This is a genomic window from Pseudoalteromonas sp. NBT06-2, from assembly GCF_002276045.1.
GTDB lineage: Bacteria > Pseudomonadota > Gammaproteobacteria > Enterobacterales > Alteromonadaceae > Pseudoalteromonas.
The window spans coordinates 1-22,579 of record NZ_NQMR01000006.1; the positions used below are offsets into that span (position 1 = coordinate 1).

Genomic DNA, 22,579 nt, shown 5'->3' on the forward strand with positions numbered 1-22,579 from the left:
ACAAAATTGCGCAAGTGTTTTATTTAAAAAAACATCTTTTATTTCATAATTGAACAAAAATCAGCCGAGTGGTTTAATAAACACTCTCAAGCGTGTTGTTTTTATTCCTAAACTTGTTGTTTCACTAATTTATATAAACCAACTCAGCGGGGACTTCTGAGCAAATCATGCTCGTTGTTCCATCTTTTTTTAAGGGAGTAACCATTAATGCTAAGATGCGCCTAGATCATGAATTGCTCAACAGTTCTGAAACTCGCATCTTGAAGATGCTTGGGTATAATAGGTGTTAGTCTTAATTAATATGTCTTTTTTGAATTTAGGAATAAATAATGACAATTCGCGCTTATAAAGGTATTCAACCAAAAATTGGTATTAATACATACGTAGATGAATCAGCCATTATTGTTGGTCAACTTTATTTAGGTAAAGATTCTAGTATCTGGCCTTTAGTTGCTGCTCGAGGTGATGTTAATTACATTCAAATTGGCGAAAGAACAAATATCCAAGACGGTTCAGTTTTGCATGTCACTCGAAAATCTGAATCCCTTCCCGATGGTTACCCGCTTATTATTGGTGATGATGTCACTATTGGACATAAAGCTATGCTACATGGTTGCAAGTTGGGAAACAGAATTTTAGTTGGCATGGGCGCTATTATTATGGATAACGCAATTGTTGAAGATGATGTCATCATTGGTGGTGGTTCTTTAGTGCCACCAAACAAAAAGCTTAAATCTGGTTACCTATATGTTGGCAGTCCTATAAAACAAGCACGCCCCTTAACTGAACAAGAACGTGCTTTTTTAAAAATATCTGCCGACAATTATGTATTGTTGAAAGATGAATACTTAAAGGACTTATAGCGCCTCTATTATCTTAACCAAATTTCACCGAGTTCATTATACTCTTCATCCTCAATTAGCTCGGTCGCTTGATCTTCTAAATCAAACTTATTTTGATTTAAAAACTCTTCAATATTTTCACCAGTATGTTTAACAAAACAAAAAACGATTAACCCAGAAACTATCGCTTCAAACTGAATCGCTTCTCGCTCTGCTACATATATATAACGATCCACAAATTGTATTGCTTGATTCATAGTTTATAATTCACTTTTTAATTTAATTAAGACATTTTCAATATTGGGCTTAGCATTTCGCCATAAATAAAAACTCTCGGCAGCTTGCTCAACTAGCATTCCGATACCATCTACTAGTATAGCTGCTTCATTATTTTCTTTAATCCAATTCAAAAATGAGGTTACATTCTTTTCATAAAACATATCATATGCTGCTTCACAAAATTGAGCATGAATAACATCTAACGCAGGTAAATCACCCGTGACACTGGTAGAGGTAGAATTAATAATTAGTTGATATTCATCTTTTGGTAACAAATCAAAGCTAGATGCAGAAATTGTAATGTTTTTTTCTAACGCATATTCTTGAAATGTTTTTTCTAACAACTGTGCTTTTTCAACTGTTCTATTCACAATAACAAGTGAATCAGGTTCTTGTCCTAACAAAGGTAAAATAACACCTCTCGCTGCGCCACCAGCACCAATCAACAAGATGCGTTTATTTTTTATTTTTATATTATTTCTCAATAAATCAGCGACTAAACCTGCACCATCCGTATTATCACCTAAAATACGGCCATCATCACACTTCTTTAATGTATTTACAGCACCAGCCAGTTGTGCTCTTAAAGTTAATGTATCAGCATATTGAAAAGCTTTTTCTTTAAAAGGTAAAGTTACATTTGCGCCTAAGCCCTCCCCTTGAAAAAACTGATTCAATGAATCGATAAAGCCATCTCTAGGTGCTAGAATCGCACGGTAATCAAGCTGATGCCCGACAGATAATGCAAACATTTGATGAATTGTCGGCGATTTTGAATGTTTTATTGGGTTACCAAATACAGCATATGAATCCATTTCAATCCTTTTTATCGTAGTTTTGGAGTTAACTTAACAGATGAACCTTATAAAACGTATTTTCACTAAAGAACACACACAAAACAAGCCCTCAGAAAAACCTATAGTTGAAAAAACACCTTATGAGATTATTGGTGGAGAAACTGGTGCATATAACTTATCAAAGCGCTTTTACGATATAATGCAACAAGATGAATATGCTCGCCCATTATTAGAGTTACACCCTCAACCTTTAGATCGTATTCGCATTGTATTTTTTGAGTTTTTATCCGGTTGGCTAGGAGGTCCTGATTTATTTACGGAAAAATACGGTCATCCAATGCTACGAAAAAAGCATTTACCTTTTTTAATTGATGAAGAATTAAGAAATCAATGGATTTATTGCATGTATAAGGCGCTAGATATTGAGATAGATAACCCCTTACTTCGCCAGAATTTAAAAATATCATTTTTACAATTAGCAACCCATATGATTAATCAAGAATAATTTAATCTAGGTCAAAACCCACTATAAAATGTTAGTACATTATATTTTCTCTATGCTAAGGATAAAATTTATGCGCTCACTCTCAATTCAAAACAAAATTTACATTCTCCCTGCTCTATAGCCGAATCAATATAAAATGACATAGTCAAGGTGCTCAGAAAATAGTGCGTCAAGCTCGCAACGCTTAGTTCTTCTAATTGATTTTACATGCGTCCATTTTTGCTCAATTGAATTTAAGTCAGGGCTATACCCATGCGACATGGAAATGCGTTATTTCAGCAAGTCGAGAAGCGTGCCAAATACGAGGCATAAGATGTGTCGTTAAGTCATTCTCAATAAATATCTTATAACAATGCATCTTGCCCTATGGGTGTTTGGGTAGAAAACGATTGCGGCGTTATGATTCATCATCAGGGAATAACCATGGATTACAAATCATGCCTTGTACTCGTATTCTAACCAAGCATAGAGTACATCGAAATTGACATAGCATGTAAAAACACTCAAAGTTAAGAATAGACCACCGACAATAGCACCAATGACATTCACTCGGTCTTTTACTTGCCAATCATGCATGCCATAACAACGAACAGCTTTTTTTTAATAGCCATGAGTGCACGGCATACATTGTGCAAAACCACTCTCATCAAGATAAACAATATCTTTTCCATCCTCTTCATAACACGCAATCCGACGCTGAAAATTTAATCGCTCTTCTTCGTCAGATTTTGGGTGTTTTAGTGTTTTTTTTTAAGGTGATGTAATGCGTTTCAGAGCGTAATGATACCAATTCTATTAAGTTAATGATCAGATTTAAATTAGGGTGAATTTTTAAGAGTAAGGCACTTAATTGAGTAATAGATAATTGGACTCCCCCACATTCTAAAATGTGGGTAATATAAAAGCTCCTAAACAAATATATTAAAAGCGTCCATAACATGTATCCTACTAGAGTTGCAGTTGATTTAGCAAAAGCAGTTATTCAAGTTTGCATTTATAAAAACAAAAAAGGTGAAGTCTAATATTGAAATGACACCGGATGAATTTCTTTGCATATCCACTTTAGTTTCAGATTTTTGCCGATTAATATAAGACGTAATGTTATTAGCCCAACGAAATAGTGTTCTGAGGCTAATATTAAAATGCTCACTTGTTTTTTCAAAAGTGAACTTATTTTTTTCTTTGTAAGCCAAAACAGGTTGGCGAAAATCTAGACGATCAGGTAAAAGCTTTTAAGTTAACACTATAAAATTCAATTAAAGCCAATTTTATAAACTGGCTTTAATATTAAATTTACTTTTCAGCTAACCAATCTTTTGGTTTTAAGAAATCATTATAAAGCTTAGCTTCTAAAGAATTAGCCTCAGGCGAATAGTTATATTCCCAACGAGCTAATGGTGGCATAGACATCAAAATAGATTCTGTACGCCCACCTGTTTGCAAACCAAATAATGTGCCACGATCCCAAACTAAATTAAATTCAACATAGCGACCTCTACGGTACAGTTGAAAGTCTCTTTGCTGTTCAGTAAAAGGCGTATATTTTCTTCGTTCTATAATCGGCACATACGCATCTAAAAATGCATCGCCTACCGATTGCATAAATTCAAAGCTTTTCTCAAAACCCATTTTATTTAAATCATCAAAAAATAAACCACCTACACCACGTGTTTCATCTCTATGCTTTAAATAAAAATATTCATCACACCATTTTTTATATTCAGGATAAATAGTATCGCCAAATGGATCACAAGCATTTTTAGCTACCATATGCCAATGCACTACGTCTTCAATTTTCGGATAAAAAGGTGTTAAGTCAAACCCACCACCAAACCACCAAATAGGTTCTTCGCCTTCTTTTTCAGCTATGAAAAACCTCACATTAGCGTGACTTGTTGGGATATGTGGATTTTTGGGGTGTATAACAAGAGATACCCCACATGCATGAAAGCTGCGCCCAGCCAGTTCGGGTCTGTGTGCTGTCGCTGATGTAGGCATAGAGTCACCATAAACATAAGAGTAATTAACCCCCCCTTGTTCAATGACTGCGCCATTGGTGATAACACGCGTTCGGCCACCGCCCCCCTGCTCTCGCTGCCAAGTATCTTCAATAAATACAGCTTCACCATCTGCTTGCTCTAGGCCTTGGCAAATTTGGTTTTGTAAACTTAATAAATACTCTTTAACTTTTTCTAAACTAACGTTCTGCATTTTGTCCTCAATTAACTTCTGATGACCGCACCAGTCATAGCATCTTTTATTTGACTAGGCTTATTCCCAATACCTAATTCACCTTGTACATAAAATAAATTTCTATCGATAAAAACCTGCTTAGCTTCTTTAATATCTTTCACTGGATCGCAACCTGCTAGGTTTGCACTGGTCGAAACTAAAGGTTTACCAAATTGAGAGCATAGCGCTTTAACTTCAGCATGATTACTCACTCTTACAGCTATGCTATCAAATTTACCTGTTATCCATTTTGGTGCTGATTCTGATGCAGGTAAAATCCAAGTAACAGCGCCAGGCCAAGACGAAAAAATCTCAGGTCTTTTATCCATTGGTATTTTACTATCATCAATATAAGGTAATAACTGGCTATAATTATCAGCAATTAAAATAAGGCCTTTATCAACTGAACGCTGTTTAATAGTCAATAAATCCATAACAGCTTGCTGATTATCTGGATCACAACCTAAACCAAACACTGCCTCTGTCGGATAAAAAATAACAGCACCTTGCTTTAAAGCCGTTATTACATTTAATTCATTATTTGATTCAGTCACTATTGTTTTAACTCTTAAAATTAACCAGTTTGTTTATAGCCGCATAATTTCTGTGGGCATTGTAACTTTTTACCTGCACCTGTCGACTTTTCAATTAACACTAACCAACCACATTGCGGACAAGTTTGATCAACTGGTAATTGATTTAATATGTAGTTACATTCAGGATATGCATTACAAGAATAAAAAGTTCGCCCTGATTTATTGCTACGTTTTACTAACTTTCCAGCACTACATTTTGGGCATTGAGGAAACTTATCTTCGGGTGAGTCTTCATTATCATGTGCAATATAATGACAACAAGGGAAACCAGTGCAACCAATAAACATACCATAACGGCCATTTTTAACGGCTAATACTTCACTACATAGCGGGCAATGAGATCCATCAAGTATTTTAATTTTCTCAACATCGTGCTCAATCAAAGATTTGGTATATTCACAATCAGGGTAACTAGCGCAGCCTACAAAAGGCCCACTTTTACTATGACGAATAATAAGCTCAGACCCACAATCAGGACATACTCCAAGCTCTTTTTCTAGAGCATGTTCATGTGCACTAAAAAGATCGTTGTCGATTTTTGTCATAACAATACCAGTAAAGATAAATTAATATATAGATTATACCTAACAAGGCAAAAAAATACCCTGAAACTATCAGGGTATTATTTATAAAACAGTCCATTTCATTTTTTTATATTGAAAAGCATCAACAGTTAATTTAAATTGATAACTGAGTTGGTTTTAATGTACTTGCCCTCTTTGCTCATCAAAAATCAAATCTTCCATTTGAGCATAAGCGCCTTCTTGTCCTGGTACATTAAACAAAACCATTAAAACAACCCACTTTAAATCATCTAAACTAATACACTCTTTATCTAAATAAAATATACGGTCTATTACCATTTCTCGCGTAATCGGATTAATAAGTGCAACCTGCTCTAAAAACATTAAAAAGCTTCTACAAGTGATATCTAGTTTGTCACATTCTGAATCTGTAAAAATTCGTGTTGAATGTGATGGCGAACGATTTAAATATGGAAATTCATCGCTATGCTGTAAATCGGCTAACTGCTCCAACCAATCAAGTGCTTTATATATTTCTGAACTATGAAATCCAGCTCGTTTGAGCTCTTCAGTCAACTCATTCTCTTCAACAAAGATGGCTGATTCGCTATGAATATAATTCTCAAATAAATACATGAGGATATCGAACATTTTAACACCTCCTTAGCTTAATGTAGCCGTCTATAACACGCTCTATTTTATCTTCTAATTCAAGATCTAATAAACGAGGTAATATCTGTTCTATTGGTAACTGAACCCTTTGTGCAATAACATCAACCGGAGTCACCTCAAATCCAAGCTGCTCTAATATTGGATCATTTTCCTTACTTTTTTCTTGCTCTCTATTAGTATATAGACAACTTTTTGTAAAAAAGCTCAACTCTTCTAATATATCGTCCACATTCTCAATTAATTTAGCGCCCTGTTTTATCAAAAAATGGCACCCTTGAGATAATGAGCTGTGTATGGATCCAGGTACAGCAAAGACTTCTCGGTTTTGCTCTAGCGCATATTTAGTTGTGATCAATGAACCGCTTTTTATTTCCGCTTCAACGACTACAACACCCAAAGATAAACCTGAGATAATGCGATTTCTACGAGGAAAATTACTTGCTTGTGGTTTGGTTCCTGGTAAAAACTCACTAACTAAAAGCCCTTTTTTCAGTATTTGTTCAAATAAAAGCGTATGCCTTTTAGGGTAAACTAAATCAATTCCAGTACCTAGTACTGCTATAGTGTATCCATTAGAAGCTAAAGCACCTTTATGTGCTGCACCATCAATACCTAAAGCTAAACCAGAAGTAATAGTTAAACCTTTTTCAACTAACTCATAAGCTAATTGTGATGCCGTAATTAACCCGTTAGGCGTCGCACTTCTGCTGCCTACCATAGCAATTTGAGGGGTTGATAACAAATGAACCTGACCTTTACAAAATAATAACAGTGGCGGACTAGCTATTTGCTTTAAAGACTCTGGATATTGATCATCAAAGTAACACAATACCTCAATACCTTGTTCCAATATAGAAGAGGTTATTTGATTGATATAAGACCAATCTGTGTTTATTAAATTTTGTGATATTTTTGCAGTTAAGCCAAACTCTAATAGTTGGTTATATGATGTGGAAGTTAATTGAGATAATTGAATCTTTTTTTGTAAACGAATTAAAATTGCAATCCCGAGCCCTTTACATAAATAAAAAGCGAGCCAATTACCTAGCTCGCTTTTTTTAATACTTTCCATGGTCCCTCCTTAGAGCCGATCACTATTATTCTACGCTTACAACATCTCCAACTCTTATTGGCTGTAACGTACCAGTGACTAAGGCGTAACTTAAATTATTATAAACCTTAAATACCATTAACTCGCCAACTTTTTCTTTTGGCATGTTCCAAACTGTACTATCAGCATTCTGTTCAATACCAAAAAATTCACTTGTTGAGGCTGCTATTTTTGCAAAACGAGATGAATCTTCTAAATATTTAGGCCCTGCACTACCATCTACAACTGTAGGCGATTGACGGCGAATATCAAAAATATGTCCAGGTTTTATTTCATCTTCAGTACCAAGGTCAATAACAACCACATCTAACTTGCTAAATTCCCTTAATTTAGTTGTAGATGCGATGATTAAACCATCAACTTTTTTTTCTGGTTTTGTTAAATTAAAGAATGCTGGTAAAGATTGTCCTTCAATTGCAGGCATTAAAAAGTCACTGCCATGAATTTCTCGTTTTGAGTTTATTACACGAACCGAAGCCGGAACACCATTTTCAATGTCGCCACTTCTAAATGCTCTAGCGGTACCTACTAAAATAGCTTCATGCGCTAAAGGCTCACCAGTCTCAGGATCAATATATGCTTCACCTTTGCGATAAATACCATAATATTTACTACGCTCTAAATTACCTTTGACGTATAAAATATGACCCGAAACTAAATTTTTAGCACTAGAGTTACCGCCTAAAACATATGGCTTTGTAGCCATAACTTCTTCATCCATAGCCTGTTCATAAGTTAAATAAGGTCGAATAAGTTCAAGCGGTAAAGTTGGAATAGCACCATCTTTCTTCATGGTTTTACGACCATGCGGAGATATTTTTTTATACTTTTGATTCATCACCAGCATAGGTTGACCATCGGCATCATAGACTAACGAAAGCATATCGCCAGGATATATTAGGTGCGGATTATCAATTTGTGGATTAAATCGCCATAGCTTAGGCCACAACCAAGGTTGCTCTAAGTAGATAGCAGAAATATCCCAAAGCGTATCGCCTTTTTTAACTACATACTGCTCAGGCGCATCATTTTTAACTTTCAAAATATCTGCGATCGCTGGAAAAACCATCGACAATGAAAGCGCTATAGCTGCAATTTTTTTAATCATAAAAGCTTCCTTGAGTCTTTTCTTTTATTATTATTGACCTAAACCTGTAAAAAATGAACACGAATGGCTAAAATACAGACATTAACATAATCTAGAATTTTAAGCACAGCTTTAAAAGGTAAATATGGCAATTTTAGAAGTATTACGTTTCCCCGATGAACGTCTTCGCACTATCGCAAAGAAAGTTACACAAGTTGATGATTCAATAAGAAAGATTGTTGATGACATGTTTGACACTATGTACGAAGAAAACGGCGTAGGCTTAGCTGCCACTCAAGTTAATATCCATCAACGTATTGTTGTTATGGACGTTTCTGAAAACCGAAATGAAAAAATTGTATTGATCAATCCAGAGATCACTCAGCAATCAGGAAACACAATCAGTGAAGAAGGGTGTTTATCTGTACCAGAAGCACATGCAAAAGTAGACAGAGCAGAATTTGTTACTGTTAAAGCATTAAACGCGCAAGGTGAAAAATTTGAAATGGATGCTGAAGAGCTGTTGGCTATTTGTATTCAACACGAATTAGACCATTTGGTAGGTAAATTATTTATCGATTATTTATCACCATTAAAGCGTCAACGTATACGTAAAAGATTAGAAAAAGAAGCAAAGTTAGCCGCAAAAGAAGCAGCCCGAAGCTAAAGAAAATCTAATTAATTATTTTTTAACGGCCATATTATGGCCTTATATAATTATGCTTTGCATTTTTATAACCTAAGGAAATTTTAGTGACACAACCTTTACGCATTGTTTTTGCGGGTACGCCAGATTTTGCAGCTCGCCACCTTCAAGCTCTTATAGACTCAGAACATCAAGTAATAGCCACATACACTATGCCAGATCGCCCAGCAGGACGAGGAAAAAAACTAAAAGCAAGTGAAGTAAAACAACTTGCTATTGAAAATAATATTGATGTTTATCAACCTGACTCATTAAAAATTAAGAGTGAACAACAAATATTAGCCGATCTAAACGCTGATATTATGGTTGTTGTTGCTTACGGTTTAATTTTACCGCAAAGCATTTTAGATACACCTCGTTTAGGCTGTATCAATGTACATGGCTCTATTTTACCTCGCTGGCGTGGTGCTGCACCAATTCAAAGAGCAATATGGGCAGGCGATAAAAAATCAGGCGTAACCATAATGCAAATGGACTTAGGTTTAGATACCGGTAATATGCTAAATATTACAACTTGTGATATCACGCAGAAGGAAACAAGTACATCTTTATATACCAAACTTGCAAAGCTTGGCCCTAAAGCACTTATCGAAACGCTAGCTGAAATAACTAATGGTACTTCAAAGGCAGTCGTTCAAGATGAAACACAAGCTACTTATGCTCATAAATTATCTAAACCAGAAGCAGATATAGATTGGTCTGTGAATGCTGAACAAATAGAACGTAATATTCGCTCATTTAACCCTTGGCCTATTTGTTTTACACAAATGTCAGGTAATACAGTTAAGATATACCAAGCGAAGGTAGTTGAATTAACTGGCAAACCAGGCACAGTGTTAAAATGTGATAAACTAGGAATCACCATAGCAACTGGTAAAGGCGCTCTTAAGATAGAACTGCTACAACCTCAAGGAAAAAAACCTATGTCTGCACAAGATTTTTTAAATGGTCGAGCTGATTGGGTCGAAATTAATAGCTTAGTCGGTAATAAAGGTGAAAACGAATGAGCGACGTAAGAGCCTTAGCAGCTGAAGTTATTTATCAAGTTATCATAGAAAAACAATCTCTTAATCAGGCTTTACCTGCTGCTAACACAAAAGTTACAGTGAAAGACAAAGCTTTATTACAACAGCTTTGTTATGGCGTATTACGTCACTATTCAAGTTTAGAGTTTTACTGTTCTAAATTATTAAGTAAGCCAATAAAAGGCAAGCAAAAAGTATTTGAGTTTTTACTTTATGTTGGTATTTATCAATTACAACATATGCGCACTCCACCACATGCAGCTGTTGCTGAAACTGTCAACGCATTAACAACTTTAAATGCCACTGGGTTAAAGGGTTTAATTAATGCTGTTTTACGTAATTTCCAACGTAAACAAGCAGATCTTGAAGCGCAAGCACATGAGATTAATGCATGTCGCTATAACCACCCAGGCTGGTTTATCAATCAAGTTAAAGCAGCTTACCCTGAAAAATGGCAGAAAATTTTAGAAGCAAACCAATTACAAGCACCTATGTGGTTACGTGTAAACCAAACACAAAATAGCACAACACAATATAGTGAAAAGCTCAGCCAAGAGAATATAAAACATCAATTACAAGATGGTTTTATTGATGCTGTTTTATTAGATAAACCATGTGATGTTTTTAGCTTACCAGAATTTGAAACTGGCGGCAGTTCAGTACAAGACGGTGCAGCTCAAATAGCTGCAAGATTATTAGATCCACAAGATGGCGACTATATACTTGATGCATGTGCAGCCCCTGGCGGAAAAACATGTCATGTATTAGAGCTTGCTAAAGTTGCAGTATTAGCCTTAGACTCCGATGCAAAAAGATTAGAGCGTGTCCAAGAAAACTTAACTCGTATTGGCTTGAAAGCAGAGTTAACGTGTGCCGATGCATCTAAACCTGATAACTGGTTTGATGGTAAGCAATTTGACCGTATTTTATTAGATGTTCCATGCTCAGCTACCGGTGTCATACGTCGTCACCCAGATATAAAATGGTTACGTAGATCAGACGACATTGAAAAAATAGCAAAACTACAAGGGCAAATTTTACAAGAAATATGGCCTTTATTAAAACCAGGTGGTACTTTGCTGTATGCTACCTGTTCGGTTTTACCTCAAGAAAACAAAAATCAAATTTTGAACTTCCTTGAAAAGCAAACTGATGCTGAACATATTGCAATAAACTCTGATGATACTTTAACCACTCCAGGATGGCAGTTGCTGCCTGATCTGACCGATGGTTTTTATTATGCAAAGTTAACTAAAAAACACCCTTAATAAAAACAAAAAATATATTGGTAGATCATGAAAATTATCATTTTAGGCGCAGGTCAAGTTGGTGGTACTTTAGCTGAAAACTTGGTTGGTGAGAAAAACGAAATCACTGTGATAGATGTCAACGGTGATAAACTTCACCAACTTCAAGATAAGTTCGACTTACAAGTTGTAACTGGACATAGCGCCCACCCTGATATTTTACGCCAAGCAGGAGCTGAAGATGCAGATATGATTATTGCGGTAACTAGCTCCGACGAAGTAAACATGATCGCCTGTCAAATTGCTTATAGTATATTTAATACACCAACAAAAATTGCGCGTATACGCTCTGAACAATACTTACGTTATAAAGAAAAGCTATTTCATAACCATGACCTACCTGTAGATCACTATATTGCACCTGAGCAACTTGTTACTAAGTACATACGTCGTTTAATTGATTACCCAGGTGCTTTACAAGTTTTACAGTTTGCGGAAGGTAAATTATCTTTAGTTGCAGTAAAAGCCTACTACGGTGGTCTATTAGTTGGTTATGCCCTTTCAACATTAAAGGAGCATATTCCAAATGTTGAAACTCGCGTTGCTGCTATTTATCGTCAAGGCAGGCCAATCAAACCTTTGGGTACCACAGTAATTGAAGCTGATGATGAAATATTTTTTATCGCAGCAACTAAACATATACGCGCCGTAATGAGTGAGTTACAAAAACTTGAGCAATCTTATAAAAAAATAATGATTGTAGGCGGTGGTAATATTGGAGCAGGCTTAGCGCGTTCTTTAGAAAAGAACCACACCGTAAAGCTTATTGAGCATAACCCTGAACGTGCAACTCAATTATCTGAACAGTTAGATAAAACTATTGTTTTTTGCGGTGATGCATCCGATCAAGAGTTATTATCTGAGGAACACATCGAACAAGTTGATGTATTCATTGCGGTAACCAATGATGATGAAGCTAACATCATGGCAGCTATGCTGGCTAAACGCATGGGGGCACAAAAAACGATGGTACTAATCCAACGCAGCGCATATGTGGACTTAGTACAAAGTGGTGAAATTGATATTGCGATTTCTCCGCAACAAGCCACCATATCAGCGCTACTTACTCATGTACGACGCGGTGATATTGTAAACGTATATTCTTTGCGTAAAGGTGCAGCTGAAGCAATCGAAGCGGTCGCTCATGGTGACAAAACGACGTCTAAAGTGGTTGGTAAAGCAATTAGGGATATCAAACTACCTGCTGGTACAACTATTGGTGCAATCGTTAGAAATGATGATGTTTTAATTGCACATGATAATACTGTCATCGAATCAGGTGATCACGTGATCATGTTCTTAATCGATAAGAAACATATCTATGTAGTGGAAAAACTATTCCAAGTAAGCGCTATCTTTATGTAGCATTAATTGTCTGTATTATTTAATAAAAAAGCACAACTAAAGTCGGGCATATACCCAAACCACTTCAAGATGCAGGATTCAGTTGGAATTAGAAATGCTTTAGGCAAGGCATTGATTGAAGAACATGGTTATTCCCTTTTCAAAATCAATAACGCTGCATAAAGTATTTATAAACCAACCTTACAGGGACTTCTGAGCAAATCATGCTCGTTGTTGCCTGCATGGATGTAGGTACTAGAGCAATGCAGGAGCATATTGCCGGTCCATCTTTTTTAAGGGAGTAACCATTAATGCAAAGATGCGCCTAGATCATGAATTGCTCAGCAGTCCTGAACCTCACATCTTGAAGTGGCTTGGGAATACAATTTAGCCACGCCAAAATGTGGGTGTAAATAAAACTAATAAAGTAAATATCTCTAAACGACCAAATACCATAGCAATGGTTAAAATCCATTTTGCGGTATCTGTGATATCACCAAAGTGAGCAGCAACATCACCTAAACCCGGGCCTAGATTGTTTAAACATGCTGCAGTAGCAGAAAAAGCAGTGATATTATCCATTCCAGTGCCCATTAACATTAGCATGATAATGACAAACACTAATGCATAAGCTGAGAAGAACCCCCAAACTGCTTCAACCACTTTATCGGGTAATGCTTTACGCCCCAGCTTAATTGAATATATCGCTCTAGGGTGCACCAAACGATTTAGCTCTCTTATGCCTTGTAAGTATAAAAGAAATACACGGACCACCTTCATACCGCCTCCAGTGGAGCCTGCACAGCCTCCTATAAAGCTAGAGAATATTAATAACATAGGTAAAAATATTGGCCAAGCAGAAAAGTTATCGGTGGCAAAACCTGCGGTTGTACTAATTGAAACTGCTTGAAACAATGCTTGATTCAAAGTTTCATCACCACTTTCAAATACATTTTCAGAAGACAGCACTGCAAAACAAATTAATACCAAGGCAACTTGAATTAACAAAAATACTTTTAGCTCTGGGTCTCGGATATAATTTTTTAAGCTTCTATTGGCCACAACCGCATAATGCAATGAGAAATTTACTGCGGCTATCAGTAAAAATACAACACATATTACATTTATGAATGGGCTATTAAAATGTCCCATTGAAGCATCATAAGTAGAAAAACCTCCTATCGCTATTGTAGAGAAAGCATGGCAAATCGCATCAAACCATCCCATTCCGGCACTCCAATAAGCTAAAGTACATGCTATAGTGAGCGATACATAAATATACCAAAGGTGTTTCGCAGTATCCGCGATACGGGGAGTCATTTTAGAATCTTTCACGGGACCTGGTGTTTCAGCCCTATATAACTGCATACCCCCAACTCCTAACATAGGTAAAACAGCAACAGCTAATACAATGATCCCCATACCACCAAGCCATTGTAATTGTTGTCGATAAAATAATACTGACTTAGGTAAAAATTCAATTCCGGTTAAAACGGTAGCTCCCGTTGTCGTTAAACCAGAAAACGATTCAAATACAGCATCTGCTAATGATAAGCTAGGTTCTTCCAAAAAGATCAAAGGCAAAGAACCAAACGCGCCTAATACCAACCAGAATAAAACAACAATCAAAAAACCTTCACGGGCTTTTAAATCTGCTTTTTCACTTCGATTTGGATACCAAGTAACTAAACCAATCGTGACACTAAATACAAAAGCGAGAACAAAAGGAAAACCACCACCATCTTTATAAATTAAAGAAACGAGTGCCGGAGGGATCATAGTGACACTAAAAAGTGCAACTAATAACCCGAGGATTCTGATAATAGTACGAAACTGCATTAGATTATTTATATCCTACATACCGATTTTAATCGGAAGTAATTAATGCCTATAGATTACTTTAAATTGCCCTAAAAAATAACAGTTAACAAATTAATCTTTTAACTTAAATTCAACTCTCGCATTTGTTTTCTCAAAGATTTCCGCTAAAACACGTTTAACTTCTCTACTGTCGATCTTAATTTGCCAATCTATTTGTGCTGTAAATGTTTTTTGAATATCTAAAACTTTATAGGCTGTTAAAATATTTTCAATCAAGCCCTGATGACTATATTCTGAAATACCATAAACTAACGCTTCAGGTATTTTAGTTTCAGTTTTTAGTTCCAACATCGCATTATTTAAACTACCGCCATATGCACGGACTAAACCACCAGTGCCGAGTTTAATGCCACCAAAATAACGTGTTACCACAGCTGTGATCTCACCTAAACCAGAGCCCATCAAGACATTAAGCATAGGCTTTCCTGCTGTGCCGTTGGGTTCACCATCATCAGAAAAACCAAACACATGACTCCCTCCCGGTTCACCTGCGATATGCGCCCAACAATTATGTCTCGCATCAGGGTATTTAATGCCAATTTCTTTAATGAATGCTTTGGCAGAATCTAAATCTGGCGTGTGAGCGATATGAACGATGAATTTGCTTTTTTTGATATCTTGTTGATAAAAGACAGAGTCAAAAGGGATTTTATATTCTTGCGGCATGGCTATAATCTAGGTTTAATAGCGAGGCTAAGAACCCCGCAAATTATTATGAGTATAAATATTAGTGATATTTTCTTATATTAAAAATTACCACGAACAAAAGAACTAAGCTAAATTTAAGTCACGTGTCATGTTTTCATTATGATCACGATGGACAATAATATTATCTTCAATTCTGATACCACCATGAGGCTTAAACTCAGCAACTTTATCCCAATTAATGTATTGGTTATTATTTGTTTTGGATAAATCACCTAATAATGAGTCAATAAAATATAAGCCAGGCTCAATAGTAAAGACCTGATTTACTTCTACGGTACGCGTACAACGTAAGAAAGGGTGGCCTTCAGGTGCACTTTGATGTGTTCCTCTTTCATCAGCCATAAACCCTCCCATATCATGTACTTGCAAACCTAAATGATGGCCTAAGCCATGTGGGAAAAAAGTTTTTGTAATACCTCTTTCAATAATTGCTTCTGTAGATAAGTTTACAATATTAAATTGTGATAATAGTTTTGCGATACGCATATGGCAATCAACATGTAAATCACCATATTTTACACCGGGCTTTAAGTCATCACACATTTGTAGTTGCTGTGTATTTAGTTCACTGATCAATTCTGCAAACTGACCTGATTTATTAAAGTCATAAGTACGTGTAATATCTGAGGCATAACCATTAAAACTTGCACCCGCATCAATCAAAAATGAACGCATTGTTTGCGGCGGTAACTGATCTAAATGTGTGTAATGTAAAATGGCACAGTTTTCATTTAGTGCAATGATATTATCATAAGGTACTTCGTTAGCACCTTGTCGTGTAGCCAATAAATAAGCATTTTGAATATCAAACTCAGAACCTCCAGCATAAAAAGCATCTCTTGCTGCTTGATGACCATTCACAGCTAAGCGATTTGCTTCACGTAAACACACATGCTCATAAGGTGTTTTATATGCGCGATGATAATGAGTATAATTAAGTACTGGTTCAGGGTTTAATTCTTTAAAACCCAGAGCTTCAGCAACTTCTACATACTCACCTAAATAAGCATATTTTTCTTTATCGTAAGGTAATAACTGCTCAACTTGATCTGGTACTTGTAATAATTGAATATCAAAATATTCAGCCCAATATTCATTTGGTTCATCTGGCACTTTATGCCAAAAATCTACTGGGAGATAAAAAATAAGCTTAGGTTTATCAGTACCATTAAGTACTAACCAGCAATGCGGATTATCTACAACTGGTAACCAAGCTTTAAAATGTGGGTTAACTTTGAACGGATAGCTCATATCATCTAAAAATTGACGTTTAGCTTGTCCTGAATGAATTACTAAACCATCAAGTCCTTCTCGCTCTAAAAGCGTTTTTGTTCGTTGCTGTAAAGTTGTAATATGTTCAGCATATAAAGAAGCGAGTTTATCCATTATTTTTCCTAAATGTGTGAAATTAAAATAATAACGATTATGGTCAGTTTAACACATGAAAGTCATTGATAAAGTATGCATCATTTCTGAATTTTCATCGTTAATAAATCATCAAATAAATTGTCAGTTTCACCCATTCTTGTATGGTAAACCTGTTTATAAGCAAATACGTTTTTCACATAATCACGAGTCTCTCTATATGGGATAGATTCTATCCATAAATCAACGGCTACAGGGTTTTTAGGTAGCCATTTTTTTACACGATGATAACCCGCATTATAAGAAGCAGTAGCAAGAATTTCATTACCATTATTTTTACGTTTTAAATAACTTAAATATTGAGAACCAAGTTTAATATTTGTTTTTGGATCAAATAACTTTCTACGTGAAATACTAGACTTAGAAATATATTTAGCTGTACTTGGCAATATTTGCATTAACCCCAAAGCGCCTGCATCTGAATTTGCATCTGATGCAAAAGAGCTTTCTCTTCTTGAAATCGCATAGATCCAAGCTATATCTATTTTACTTTTATGACTATATTTTTTATATAAGCCTACAAAAGCCTCAGGAAAACGTAAGTCTAAATGATGATATAACTTAAGTTGTGCCATAGTAATTATGACACGATCGTGCCAATCTAATTGACTTCCTAGCTGCGCCGCTGCCAACTTTTCCTCTTTTGATGAAGTATTAATTAAATAATTCCATTCTCGCCTAGATAAGGTCGTGCGTTTTAATTCAAATAAAGCCTTAGCCCTAATAAAACCAGGTGCTTGAGATACCTTTTCAATCAATAATGGTGCTATTACTGTTTGTTGATATTGCATCTGCGCAGGTAAATTTAATCTTGCCGCCGACATAAAGCCATAATAGTTACGCTTTTGTGCAATACCAGACCAAATTTTATCTGCTTTTTGTTTTTTACCTTGCTGCTGATATGAATAGGCTAACCAATAGTTTTGTCCATTTGATAGATTTCCTTTACCTGTAAAGTAAGCAATAATACCTGGCCAATCATTACTTTGTAGCATATTAGTTAACTGCCATTGCATCAGTTTTTTATCATGATTTTCAATCGCAACTTTGTTTAACCAAAACTTAGCTTCTTTATGCTTAGATGATGCCAGCGCTAAAGCGAAGGTATAATAAACTCCCTGCTTTTGTTTTTCAGTAAATTTAAATTTTACATCAAGTTTTCGCCAAGCACGTAATGCTAAATCATCATCTCGCCAAATTAAACGCTTGATACCATAAATAGCAATTTCAGATTCTTTTAAGTTGGCATTTTTAAATCGATATAGACCTGCAGATGCAGATGGGTCTCTTCGCATTTTATAATATAAGTCAGCAAGGTACTGCTCCTTTTTAGGAAGCTGCATTTTTAAATAAGGAATTAAAGAATGCTTTCCTTTTTGTGCTACTAACGTCAATCTTTGCCATATACGCGCTTGTGTCATATAACCTTGTTTACGCCATTTTCTAAATAAAACATCACATTCTTTTGATTGAGACTTGCCAACTAACCATAAATCTGTCACTTGTTGCAAAATAGCTCTTTTTGGCGCACCTAATTGCAACTGGTAATTAAGATTGATACAAGTTAAAGCTGCATTTTTTGTAGGTTTAAAGTATTTAATAAAAAGTGCTTTCTTATTTCGTTTCTTTAAATATTTTAGCCAAGCTTTACGAACAGGCCACTCTAATGGTGAACCTTGGTAAATTTTTAAAAACGATTCTATATCCGCTTCATTTGATAAATAAGGATATTTTTTTAAATAAGCCATTTTCACATAGGGCTTTAATGGATGATCTAAATTAGCTAAAGCTTTCTGATATCTTTTTTTATTACCAGACAAAGCCGCTTTCTCTGCCGAAATAAATGCTTTATGTTCAACAGAGATGGCATCAACTGAAAGACTAACAAGTGAAATTCTAGAAAATAGCGCAGCTGAAATAAACAGTTTTTTAAATATTTTCACTAAAAAATAATCCTTATGAATATCCTCTAATCTTACTCAACTCCCACTTTATCAAACTATTCATTGAAAACCTCATCTTAACATCTAGTTTTTAACCAAATATTAAGAAAGAAAGAAAATTTATTGCTATTTTTATTTAAAGAGGCGAAACTGCATAAAAAGAACACTCATCGTACCAGTTAATTTCACATATTAACTACTGTTTGAGTTAGAAGAATAACCCATGGAGATAAAAATGTTATATAAAAGCGATAGCTTTGAAGTAGCCTTCATAGAAGACGCGATTACAAAAAAATCAATTGCCGAATTTAAATTTTGCGTACCAGGCTCTGTAAATAAATTATCACAACAAACACTACAAGAATGTGGAGTTGCATTTGCAGAGCTTTCCAAACGTGATGATATTCAAGGCATGGTTTTTACCAGTGACAAAGATCATTTTATTATCGGTGCTGATATTTTTGAATTTTTACCTACATTTGATTTACCAGAATCAGAGTTAACACAGTGGATTAAGAATGCGACTGATGTATTTGATGCACTTGAAGATTTACCTTTTCCAACTGTAAGTGCTGTAAATGGTATGGCACTAGGCGGTGGCTGTGAATGGGTTTTAGCAACTGATTACCGTGTAGCTAGTGACGATGTGAAAATTGGTTTACCTGAAGTTCGCTTAGGTATTATGCCTGGTTTTGGTGGCACAGTGCGTTTACCTCGAATAATAGGTGCTGATAATGCGATGACTTGGATCACCACTGGTAAAGAGCATAGGGCAACACCGGCTTTAGCTGTTGGCGCATTAGATAGCGTTGTATCAAAAGAGAAACTATATGGTTCAAGTATTAAAGTATTAGAACAAGCAATCGATGGTAAATTAGATTGGCAAGCAAAACGCGCTCAAAAACTAGCACCGCTTACAATGAACAAATTAGAACAAGGTATGAGCTTTGCGACTGCTCAAGGCATGGTATTTGGTAAAACTAAAGGCCATTATCCTTCACCTTTAATGGCTATAAAAACCCTTAAATCTGCAGCTAACAGTGACCGTACTGAAGCAATGGCAATTGAAAACGCCAACTTTGCAGCACTTGCGAAAACAAATGAAGCGGCAGCACAAGTAGGCATATTTTTAGCCGATCAATATATAAAAAATAAAGCCCGCAAACAAGCAAAAACAAGTACAATAGATATTAAACAAGCCGCTGTTGTTGGCGCAGGAATTATGGGTGGTGGTATTGCTTACCAATCAGCCTATAGAGGCACTCCTATTATCATGAAAGATATCGCTCAAGATGCTTTAGATTTAGGCATGGGCGAAGCATCTAAACTACTTGGCAAACAAGTAGAACGCGGCCGCATTAAACTTGATAAAATGGTAAAAACGTTATCAGCTATCAAACCGACACTTAATGATTCAGATATGCAAACAGCCAATATCGTCGTTGAAGCTGTTGTTGAAAACCCCAAAATAAAACAATCTGTTTTAGCAAAGCTAGAAAAAGATATGCCTGAAGGTACTGTTTTAACGTCAAATACATCAACAATTCAGATTGATGAATTAGCAAGTGCGCTTACACAGCCAGAAAACTTCTGTGGCATGCATTTCTTTAACCCTGTTCATCGTATGCCATTAGTTGAGATTATTCGTGGTAAAGATACTTCCGATGAAACTATCGGTGCAGTAGTTGATTACGCATTAAAACTAGGTAAGTCTCCAATTGTTGTAAATGATTGCCCTGGCTTTTTTGTAAACCGTGTTTTATTCCCTTACTTTGCAGGCTTTAACCAACTTGTTGTTGAAGGTGCTAACTTCGCGAAAGTGGATAAAGTAATGGAAAATGTATTTGGTTGGCCTATGGGTCCAGGTTATTTACTTGATGTTGTAGGTTTAGATACAGCAAACCATTGTACTAGTGTAATGGCTGCTGGTTTCCCTGAACGTATGGCAATTCAAGAAAAAGATCCCGTTGCATTGTTTGCTAAAAACAATCGTTTTGGCCAAAAAAATGCAACTGGTTTCTATCAATATCTGCCTGATAGAAAAGGTCGTCCACAAAAGAAAAACGATCCTGCAGCAATTGAATTATTAAGCTCTATCTGTGAATCAGAAAAAGAGTTTTCAAAACAAGAAATAATTGACCGTTGTATGATCCCAATGCTGAATGAAGTTTTACTTTGTTTGCAAGAAGATATCATAGCATCACCACAAGAAGCTGATATGGCATTGATTTATGGTATTGGTTTCCCTCCATTTAGAGGTGGTGCATTCCGTTACTTAGATCAAATTGGTTTAGCTGAATTTGTAGCAACTGCCGATAAATATGCTGATTTAGGTGCTATTTACCAAGTATCAGATTTAACACGTCAATGGGCTGAACAAGGCCGTAAATTTTATCAAGTAGAGGGCGTATAACATGCAAACTCCAGTAATAGTCGATTGTATTCGTTCTCCAATGGGTCGTTCTAAGAATGGTATTTTTAAGCATACTCGTGCCGAAGACTTAAGTGCACATTTAATGAAAGGCTTAGTTGATAGAAACCCACAACTAGATCCTGCCGATATAGATGATATCTATTGGGGCTGTGTACAACAAACATTAGAACAAGGTTTTAATATTGCACGTAATGCTTCATTACTTGCAGGTATTCCTCACTCAGTGCCAGCAGTCACAGTGAACCGTTTATGTGGTTCATCTATGCAAGCAATTCATGATGCTGCACGCGCAATTATGACTGGCGCTGGTGATGTTTATATTGTTGGTGGTGTTGAACATATGGGTCATGTGCCTATGAATCACGGCGTAGACTTTAACTTAAAGCTTTCTAAATCAGTTGCACAAGCTGCTGGCATGATGGGGCTAACAGCTGAATACTTAGGTAAGTTACATGGTATTTCACGTCAACAGCAAGATGAGTTTGCAGCAAGATCACATCAGCGTGCTCACGTAGCAACTGTTGAAGGTCGCTTCAAACGTGAAATCTTACCAACTTTAGGTCATGATGATGATGGCACTTTAATTTCTATCGATACAGATGAAGTAATTCGCCCTGAGACAACCGTTGAAGGATTATCAAAATTACGTCCAGCATTTGATCCTGCAAATGGCACTGTTACGGCTGGTACTTCATCAGCATTATCAGATGGTGCATCAGCTATGTTAATGATGTCAGAAGAAAAAGCAAAAGCACTCGGATTGCCAATTAGAGCTCGGGTTAAATCTATGGCAGTTGCTGGTTGCGATCCTTCAATTATGGGTTACGGTCCAGTACCAGCAAGTAAAAAAGCATTAAAAGATGCAGGCTTAACCATTGAAGACATGGGTGTTGTTGAGCTAAATGAAGCATTTGCAGCACAATCTTTACCTGTTATTAAAGATTTAGGGTTGACCGATGTTATTGATGAAAAAGTGAATTTAAATGGTGGTGCTATTTCACTGGGTCATCCACTAGGATGTTCAGGTACAAGGATCAGTACTTCGCTTATTCATTTAATGGAAGATAATAATGCAAAATATGGCTTGGCAACTATGTGTATTGGTTTAGGTCAAGGTATTGCAACGGTATTTGAACGTGTTGAATAACTTACAAAACTAAC

The 22,579-nt window shown here is 36.0% G+C and carries 21 protein-coding genes; 9 read left to right on the forward strand and 12 right to left on the reverse strand.

The annotated features are described in order from the left end of the window. Positions 1–167 precede the first annotated feature (167 nt). On the forward strand, positions 168–290 hold the full coding sequence (locus CJF42_RS28985) for a hypothetical protein (RefSeq protein WP_286203461.1): 123 nt from the start codon (positions 168–170) through the stop codon (positions 288–290). 39 nt (positions 291–329) lie between these two features. Then, entirely contained in the window at positions 330–863 is a 534-nt protein-coding gene (locus tag CJF42_RS02310) for a gamma carbonic anhydrase family protein (protein WP_095365127.1), read from the forward strand. Positions 864–871: 8 nt separating this feature from the next. On the opposite strand, the gene CJF42_RS02315 is transcribed toward CJF42_RS02310, so the two are convergent. Beyond that, complete coding sequence (locus CJF42_RS02315) at positions 872–1,099, reverse strand: DUF1488 family protein (RefSeq protein WP_095365128.1); 228 nt, start codon at positions 1,097–1,099, stop codon at positions 872–874. A 3-nt stretch (positions 1,100–1,102) separates the two neighbouring features. Then, positions 1,103–1,936, reverse strand: coding sequence for a shikimate dehydrogenase (aroE, locus tag CJF42_RS02320; RefSeq protein WP_095365129.1), 834 nt, complete (start codon positions 1,934–1,936; stop codon positions 1,103–1,105). A 40-nt stretch (positions 1,937–1,976) separates the two neighbouring features. On the opposite strand from aroE, the gene CJF42_RS02325 reads away from it, so the two are divergent. After that, positions 1,977–2,423 carry a group II truncated hemoglobin gene (locus CJF42_RS02325; protein ID WP_095365130.1) on the forward strand — a complete coding sequence of 149 codons (447 nt, stop codon included), beginning with the start codon at positions 1,977–1,979 and terminating at the stop codon, positions 2,421–2,423. A gap of 1,293 nt (positions 2,424–3,716) precedes the next feature. Here the strand turns inward: CJF42_RS02325 and hemF are convergent. The 6 genes from hemF to CJF42_RS02355 all read right to left on the reverse strand — a co-directional run bounded on the left by hemF (position 3,717) and on the right by CJF42_RS02355 (position 8,666). Then, complete coding sequence (gene hemF / locus CJF42_RS02330; RefSeq protein WP_095365131.1) at positions 3,717–4,634, reverse strand: oxygen-dependent coproporphyrinogen oxidase; 918 nt, start codon at positions 4,632–4,634, stop codon at positions 3,717–3,719. Positions 4,635–4,645: 11 nt separating this feature from the next. Then, positions 4,646–5,209 (reverse strand): L-threonylcarbamoyladenylate synthase type 1 TsaC, encoded by a 564-nt coding sequence (tsaC, locus tag CJF42_RS02335; RefSeq protein WP_095365132.1) that lies wholly within the window; start codon positions 5,207–5,209, stop codon positions 4,646–4,648. Positions 5,210–5,229: 20 nt separating this feature from the next. Continuing rightward, positions 5,230–5,796 carry a DNA topoisomerase family protein gene (locus tag CJF42_RS02340; RefSeq protein ID WP_095365133.1) on the reverse strand — a complete coding sequence of 189 codons (567 nt, stop codon included), beginning with the start codon at positions 5,794–5,796 and terminating at the stop codon, positions 5,230–5,232. A 156-nt stretch (positions 5,797–5,952) separates the two neighbouring features. Continuing rightward, positions 5,953–6,426, reverse strand: coding sequence for a DUF494 family protein (locus CJF42_RS02345; RefSeq protein ID WP_095365134.1), 474 nt, complete (start codon positions 6,424–6,426; stop codon positions 5,953–5,955). A 1-nt stretch (position 6,427) separates the two neighbouring features. Next, complete coding sequence (gene dprA, locus CJF42_RS02350) at positions 6,428–7,519, reverse strand: DNA-processing protein DprA (protein WP_095365135.1); 1,092 nt, start codon at positions 7,517–7,519, stop codon at positions 6,428–6,430. A 25-nt stretch (positions 7,520–7,544) separates the two neighbouring features. Further along, complete coding sequence (locus tag CJF42_RS02355) at positions 7,545–8,666, reverse strand: LysM peptidoglycan-binding domain-containing protein (protein ID WP_095365136.1); 1,122 nt, start codon at positions 8,664–8,666, stop codon at positions 7,545–7,547. A gap of 124 nt (positions 8,667–8,790) precedes the next feature. On the opposite strand from CJF42_RS02355, the gene def reads away from it, so the two are divergent. The 4 genes from def to trkA all read left to right on the forward strand — a co-directional run bounded on the left by def (position 8,791) and on the right by trkA (position 13,048). Then, on the forward strand, positions 8,791–9,312 hold the full coding sequence (gene def, locus CJF42_RS02360) for a peptide deformylase (RefSeq protein WP_095365137.1): 522 nt from the start codon (positions 8,791–8,793) through the stop codon (positions 9,310–9,312). An 86-nt stretch (positions 9,313–9,398) separates the two neighbouring features. Then, positions 9,399–10,358 carry a methionyl-tRNA formyltransferase gene (fmt, locus tag CJF42_RS02365; protein WP_095365138.1) on the forward strand — a complete coding sequence of 320 codons (960 nt, stop codon included), beginning with the start codon at positions 9,399–9,401 and terminating at the stop codon, positions 10,356–10,358. Beyond that, on the forward strand, positions 10,355–11,644 hold the full coding sequence (rsmB, locus tag CJF42_RS02370) for a 16S rRNA (cytosine(967)-C(5))-methyltransferase RsmB (RefSeq protein WP_095365139.1): 1,290 nt from the start codon (positions 10,355–10,357) through the stop codon (positions 11,642–11,644). Before fmt ends, rsmB begins: the two co-directional genes overlap by 4 nt. Positions 11,645–11,671: 27 nt before the next feature. After that, a complete protein-coding gene (gene trkA / locus CJF42_RS02375) occupies positions 11,672–13,048 on the forward strand; it encodes a Trk system potassium transporter TrkA (protein ID WP_095365140.1) in 1,377 nt (458 codons plus the stop codon). Positions 13,049–13,414: 366 nt separating this feature from the next. Here trkA and CJF42_RS02385 read toward each other — a convergent pair whose 3' ends face one another. From CJF42_RS02385 to CJF42_RS02400, 4 genes are all read right to left on the reverse strand, one after another. Beyond that, positions 13,415–14,866: a TrkH family potassium uptake protein gene (locus CJF42_RS02385; RefSeq protein ID WP_095365141.1), complete on the reverse strand. Its 1,452-nt coding sequence runs from the start codon at positions 14,864–14,866 to the stop codon at positions 13,415–13,417. A 93-nt stretch (positions 14,867–14,959) separates the two neighbouring features. Then, positions 14,960–15,574 carry a YigZ family protein gene (locus tag CJF42_RS02390; RefSeq protein ID WP_095365142.1) on the reverse strand — a complete coding sequence of 205 codons (615 nt, stop codon included), beginning with the start codon at positions 15,572–15,574 and terminating at the stop codon, positions 14,960–14,962. Positions 15,575–15,679: 105 nt separating this feature from the next. Beyond that, the gene (gene pepQ / locus CJF42_RS02395) at positions 15,680–17,002 is read right to left on the reverse strand and encodes a Xaa-Pro dipeptidase (RefSeq protein ID WP_095365143.1); all 1,323 of its coding nucleotides are present in this window, start codon (positions 17,000–17,002) and stop codon (positions 15,680–15,682) included. 80 nt (positions 17,003–17,082) lie between these two features. Then, complete coding sequence (locus CJF42_RS02400) at positions 17,083–18,984, reverse strand: transglycosylase SLT domain-containing protein (protein WP_252097503.1); 1,902 nt, start codon at positions 18,982–18,984, stop codon at positions 17,083–17,085. Positions 18,985–19,219: 235 nt separating this feature from the next. Between CJF42_RS02400 and fadB the strand changes: the two genes are divergently transcribed. Both fadB and fadA read left to right on the forward strand, forming a co-directional pair. Continuing rightward, positions 19,220–21,397 carry a fatty acid oxidation complex subunit alpha FadB gene (gene fadB / locus CJF42_RS02405; protein WP_095365144.1) on the forward strand — a complete coding sequence of 726 codons (2,178 nt, stop codon included), beginning with the start codon at positions 19,220–19,222 and terminating at the stop codon, positions 21,395–21,397. 1 nt (position 21,398) lies between these two features. Continuing rightward, a complete protein-coding gene (gene fadA, locus CJF42_RS02410) occupies positions 21,399–22,565 on the forward strand; it encodes an acetyl-CoA C-acyltransferase FadA (protein WP_095365145.1) in 1,167 nt (388 codons plus the stop codon). The last annotated feature ends 14 nt before the right edge of the window (positions 22,566–22,579 follow it).

Coding starts and splice junctions, on each gene's coding strand:
- CJF42_RS02315 (WP_095365128.1), bottom strand. CDS start 1,099: ATGAATCAAGCAATACAATTTGTGGATCGTTATATATATGTAGCAGAG.
- CJF42_RS02385 (WP_095365141.1), bottom strand. CDS start 14,866: ATGCAGTTTCGTACTATTATCAGAATCCTCGGGTTATTAGTTGCACTT.
- aroE (WP_095365129.1), bottom strand. CDS start 1,936: ATGGATTCATATGCTGTATTTGGTAACCCAATAAAACATTCAAAATCG.
- CJF42_RS02325 (WP_095365130.1), top strand. CDS start 1,977: ATGAACCTTATAAAACGTATTTTCACTAAAGAACACACACAAAACAAG.
- def (WP_095365137.1), top strand. CDS start 8,791: ATGGCAATTTTAGAAGTATTACGTTTCCCCGATGAACGTCTTCGCACT.
- CJF42_RS02340 (WP_095365133.1), bottom strand. CDS start 5,796: ATGACAAAAATCGACAACGATCTTTTTAGTGCACATGAACATGCTCTA.
- CJF42_RS02310 (WP_095365127.1), top strand. CDS start 330: ATGACAATTCGCGCTTATAAAGGTATTCAACCAAAAATTGGTATTAAT.
- pepQ (WP_095365143.1), bottom strand. CDS start 17,002: ATGGATAAACTCGCTTCTTTATATGCTGAACATATTACAACTTTACAG.
- CJF42_RS02390 (WP_095365142.1), bottom strand. CDS start 15,574: ATGCCGCAAGAATATAAAATCCCTTTTGACTCTGTCTTTTATCAACAA.
- fadB (WP_095365144.1), top strand. CDS start 19,220: ATGTTATATAAAAGCGATAGCTTTGAAGTAGCCTTCATAGAAGACGCG.
- dprA (WP_095365135.1), bottom strand. CDS start 7,519: ATGGAAAGTATTAAAAAAAGCGAGCTAGGTAATTGGCTCGCTTTTTAT.
- rsmB (WP_095365139.1), top strand. CDS start 10,355: ATGAGCGACGTAAGAGCCTTAGCAGCTGAAGTTATTTATCAAGTTATC.
- CJF42_RS28985 (WP_286203461.1), top strand. CDS start 168: ATGCTCGTTGTTCCATCTTTTTTTAAGGGAGTAACCATTAATGCTAAG.
- CJF42_RS02355 (WP_095365136.1), bottom strand. CDS start 8,666: ATGATTAAAAAAATTGCAGCTATAGCGCTTTCATTGTCGATGGTTTTT.
- CJF42_RS02345 (WP_095365134.1), bottom strand. CDS start 6,426: ATGTTCGATATCCTCATGTATTTATTTGAGAATTATATTCATAGCGAA.
- hemF (WP_095365131.1), bottom strand. CDS start 4,634: ATGCAGAACGTTAGTTTAGAAAAAGTTAAAGAGTATTTATTAAGTTTA.
- trkA (WP_095365140.1), top strand. CDS start 11,672: ATGAAAATTATCATTTTAGGCGCAGGTCAAGTTGGTGGTACTTTAGCT.
- fadA (WP_095365145.1), top strand. CDS start 21,399: ATGCAAACTCCAGTAATAGTCGATTGTATTCGTTCTCCAATGGGTCGT.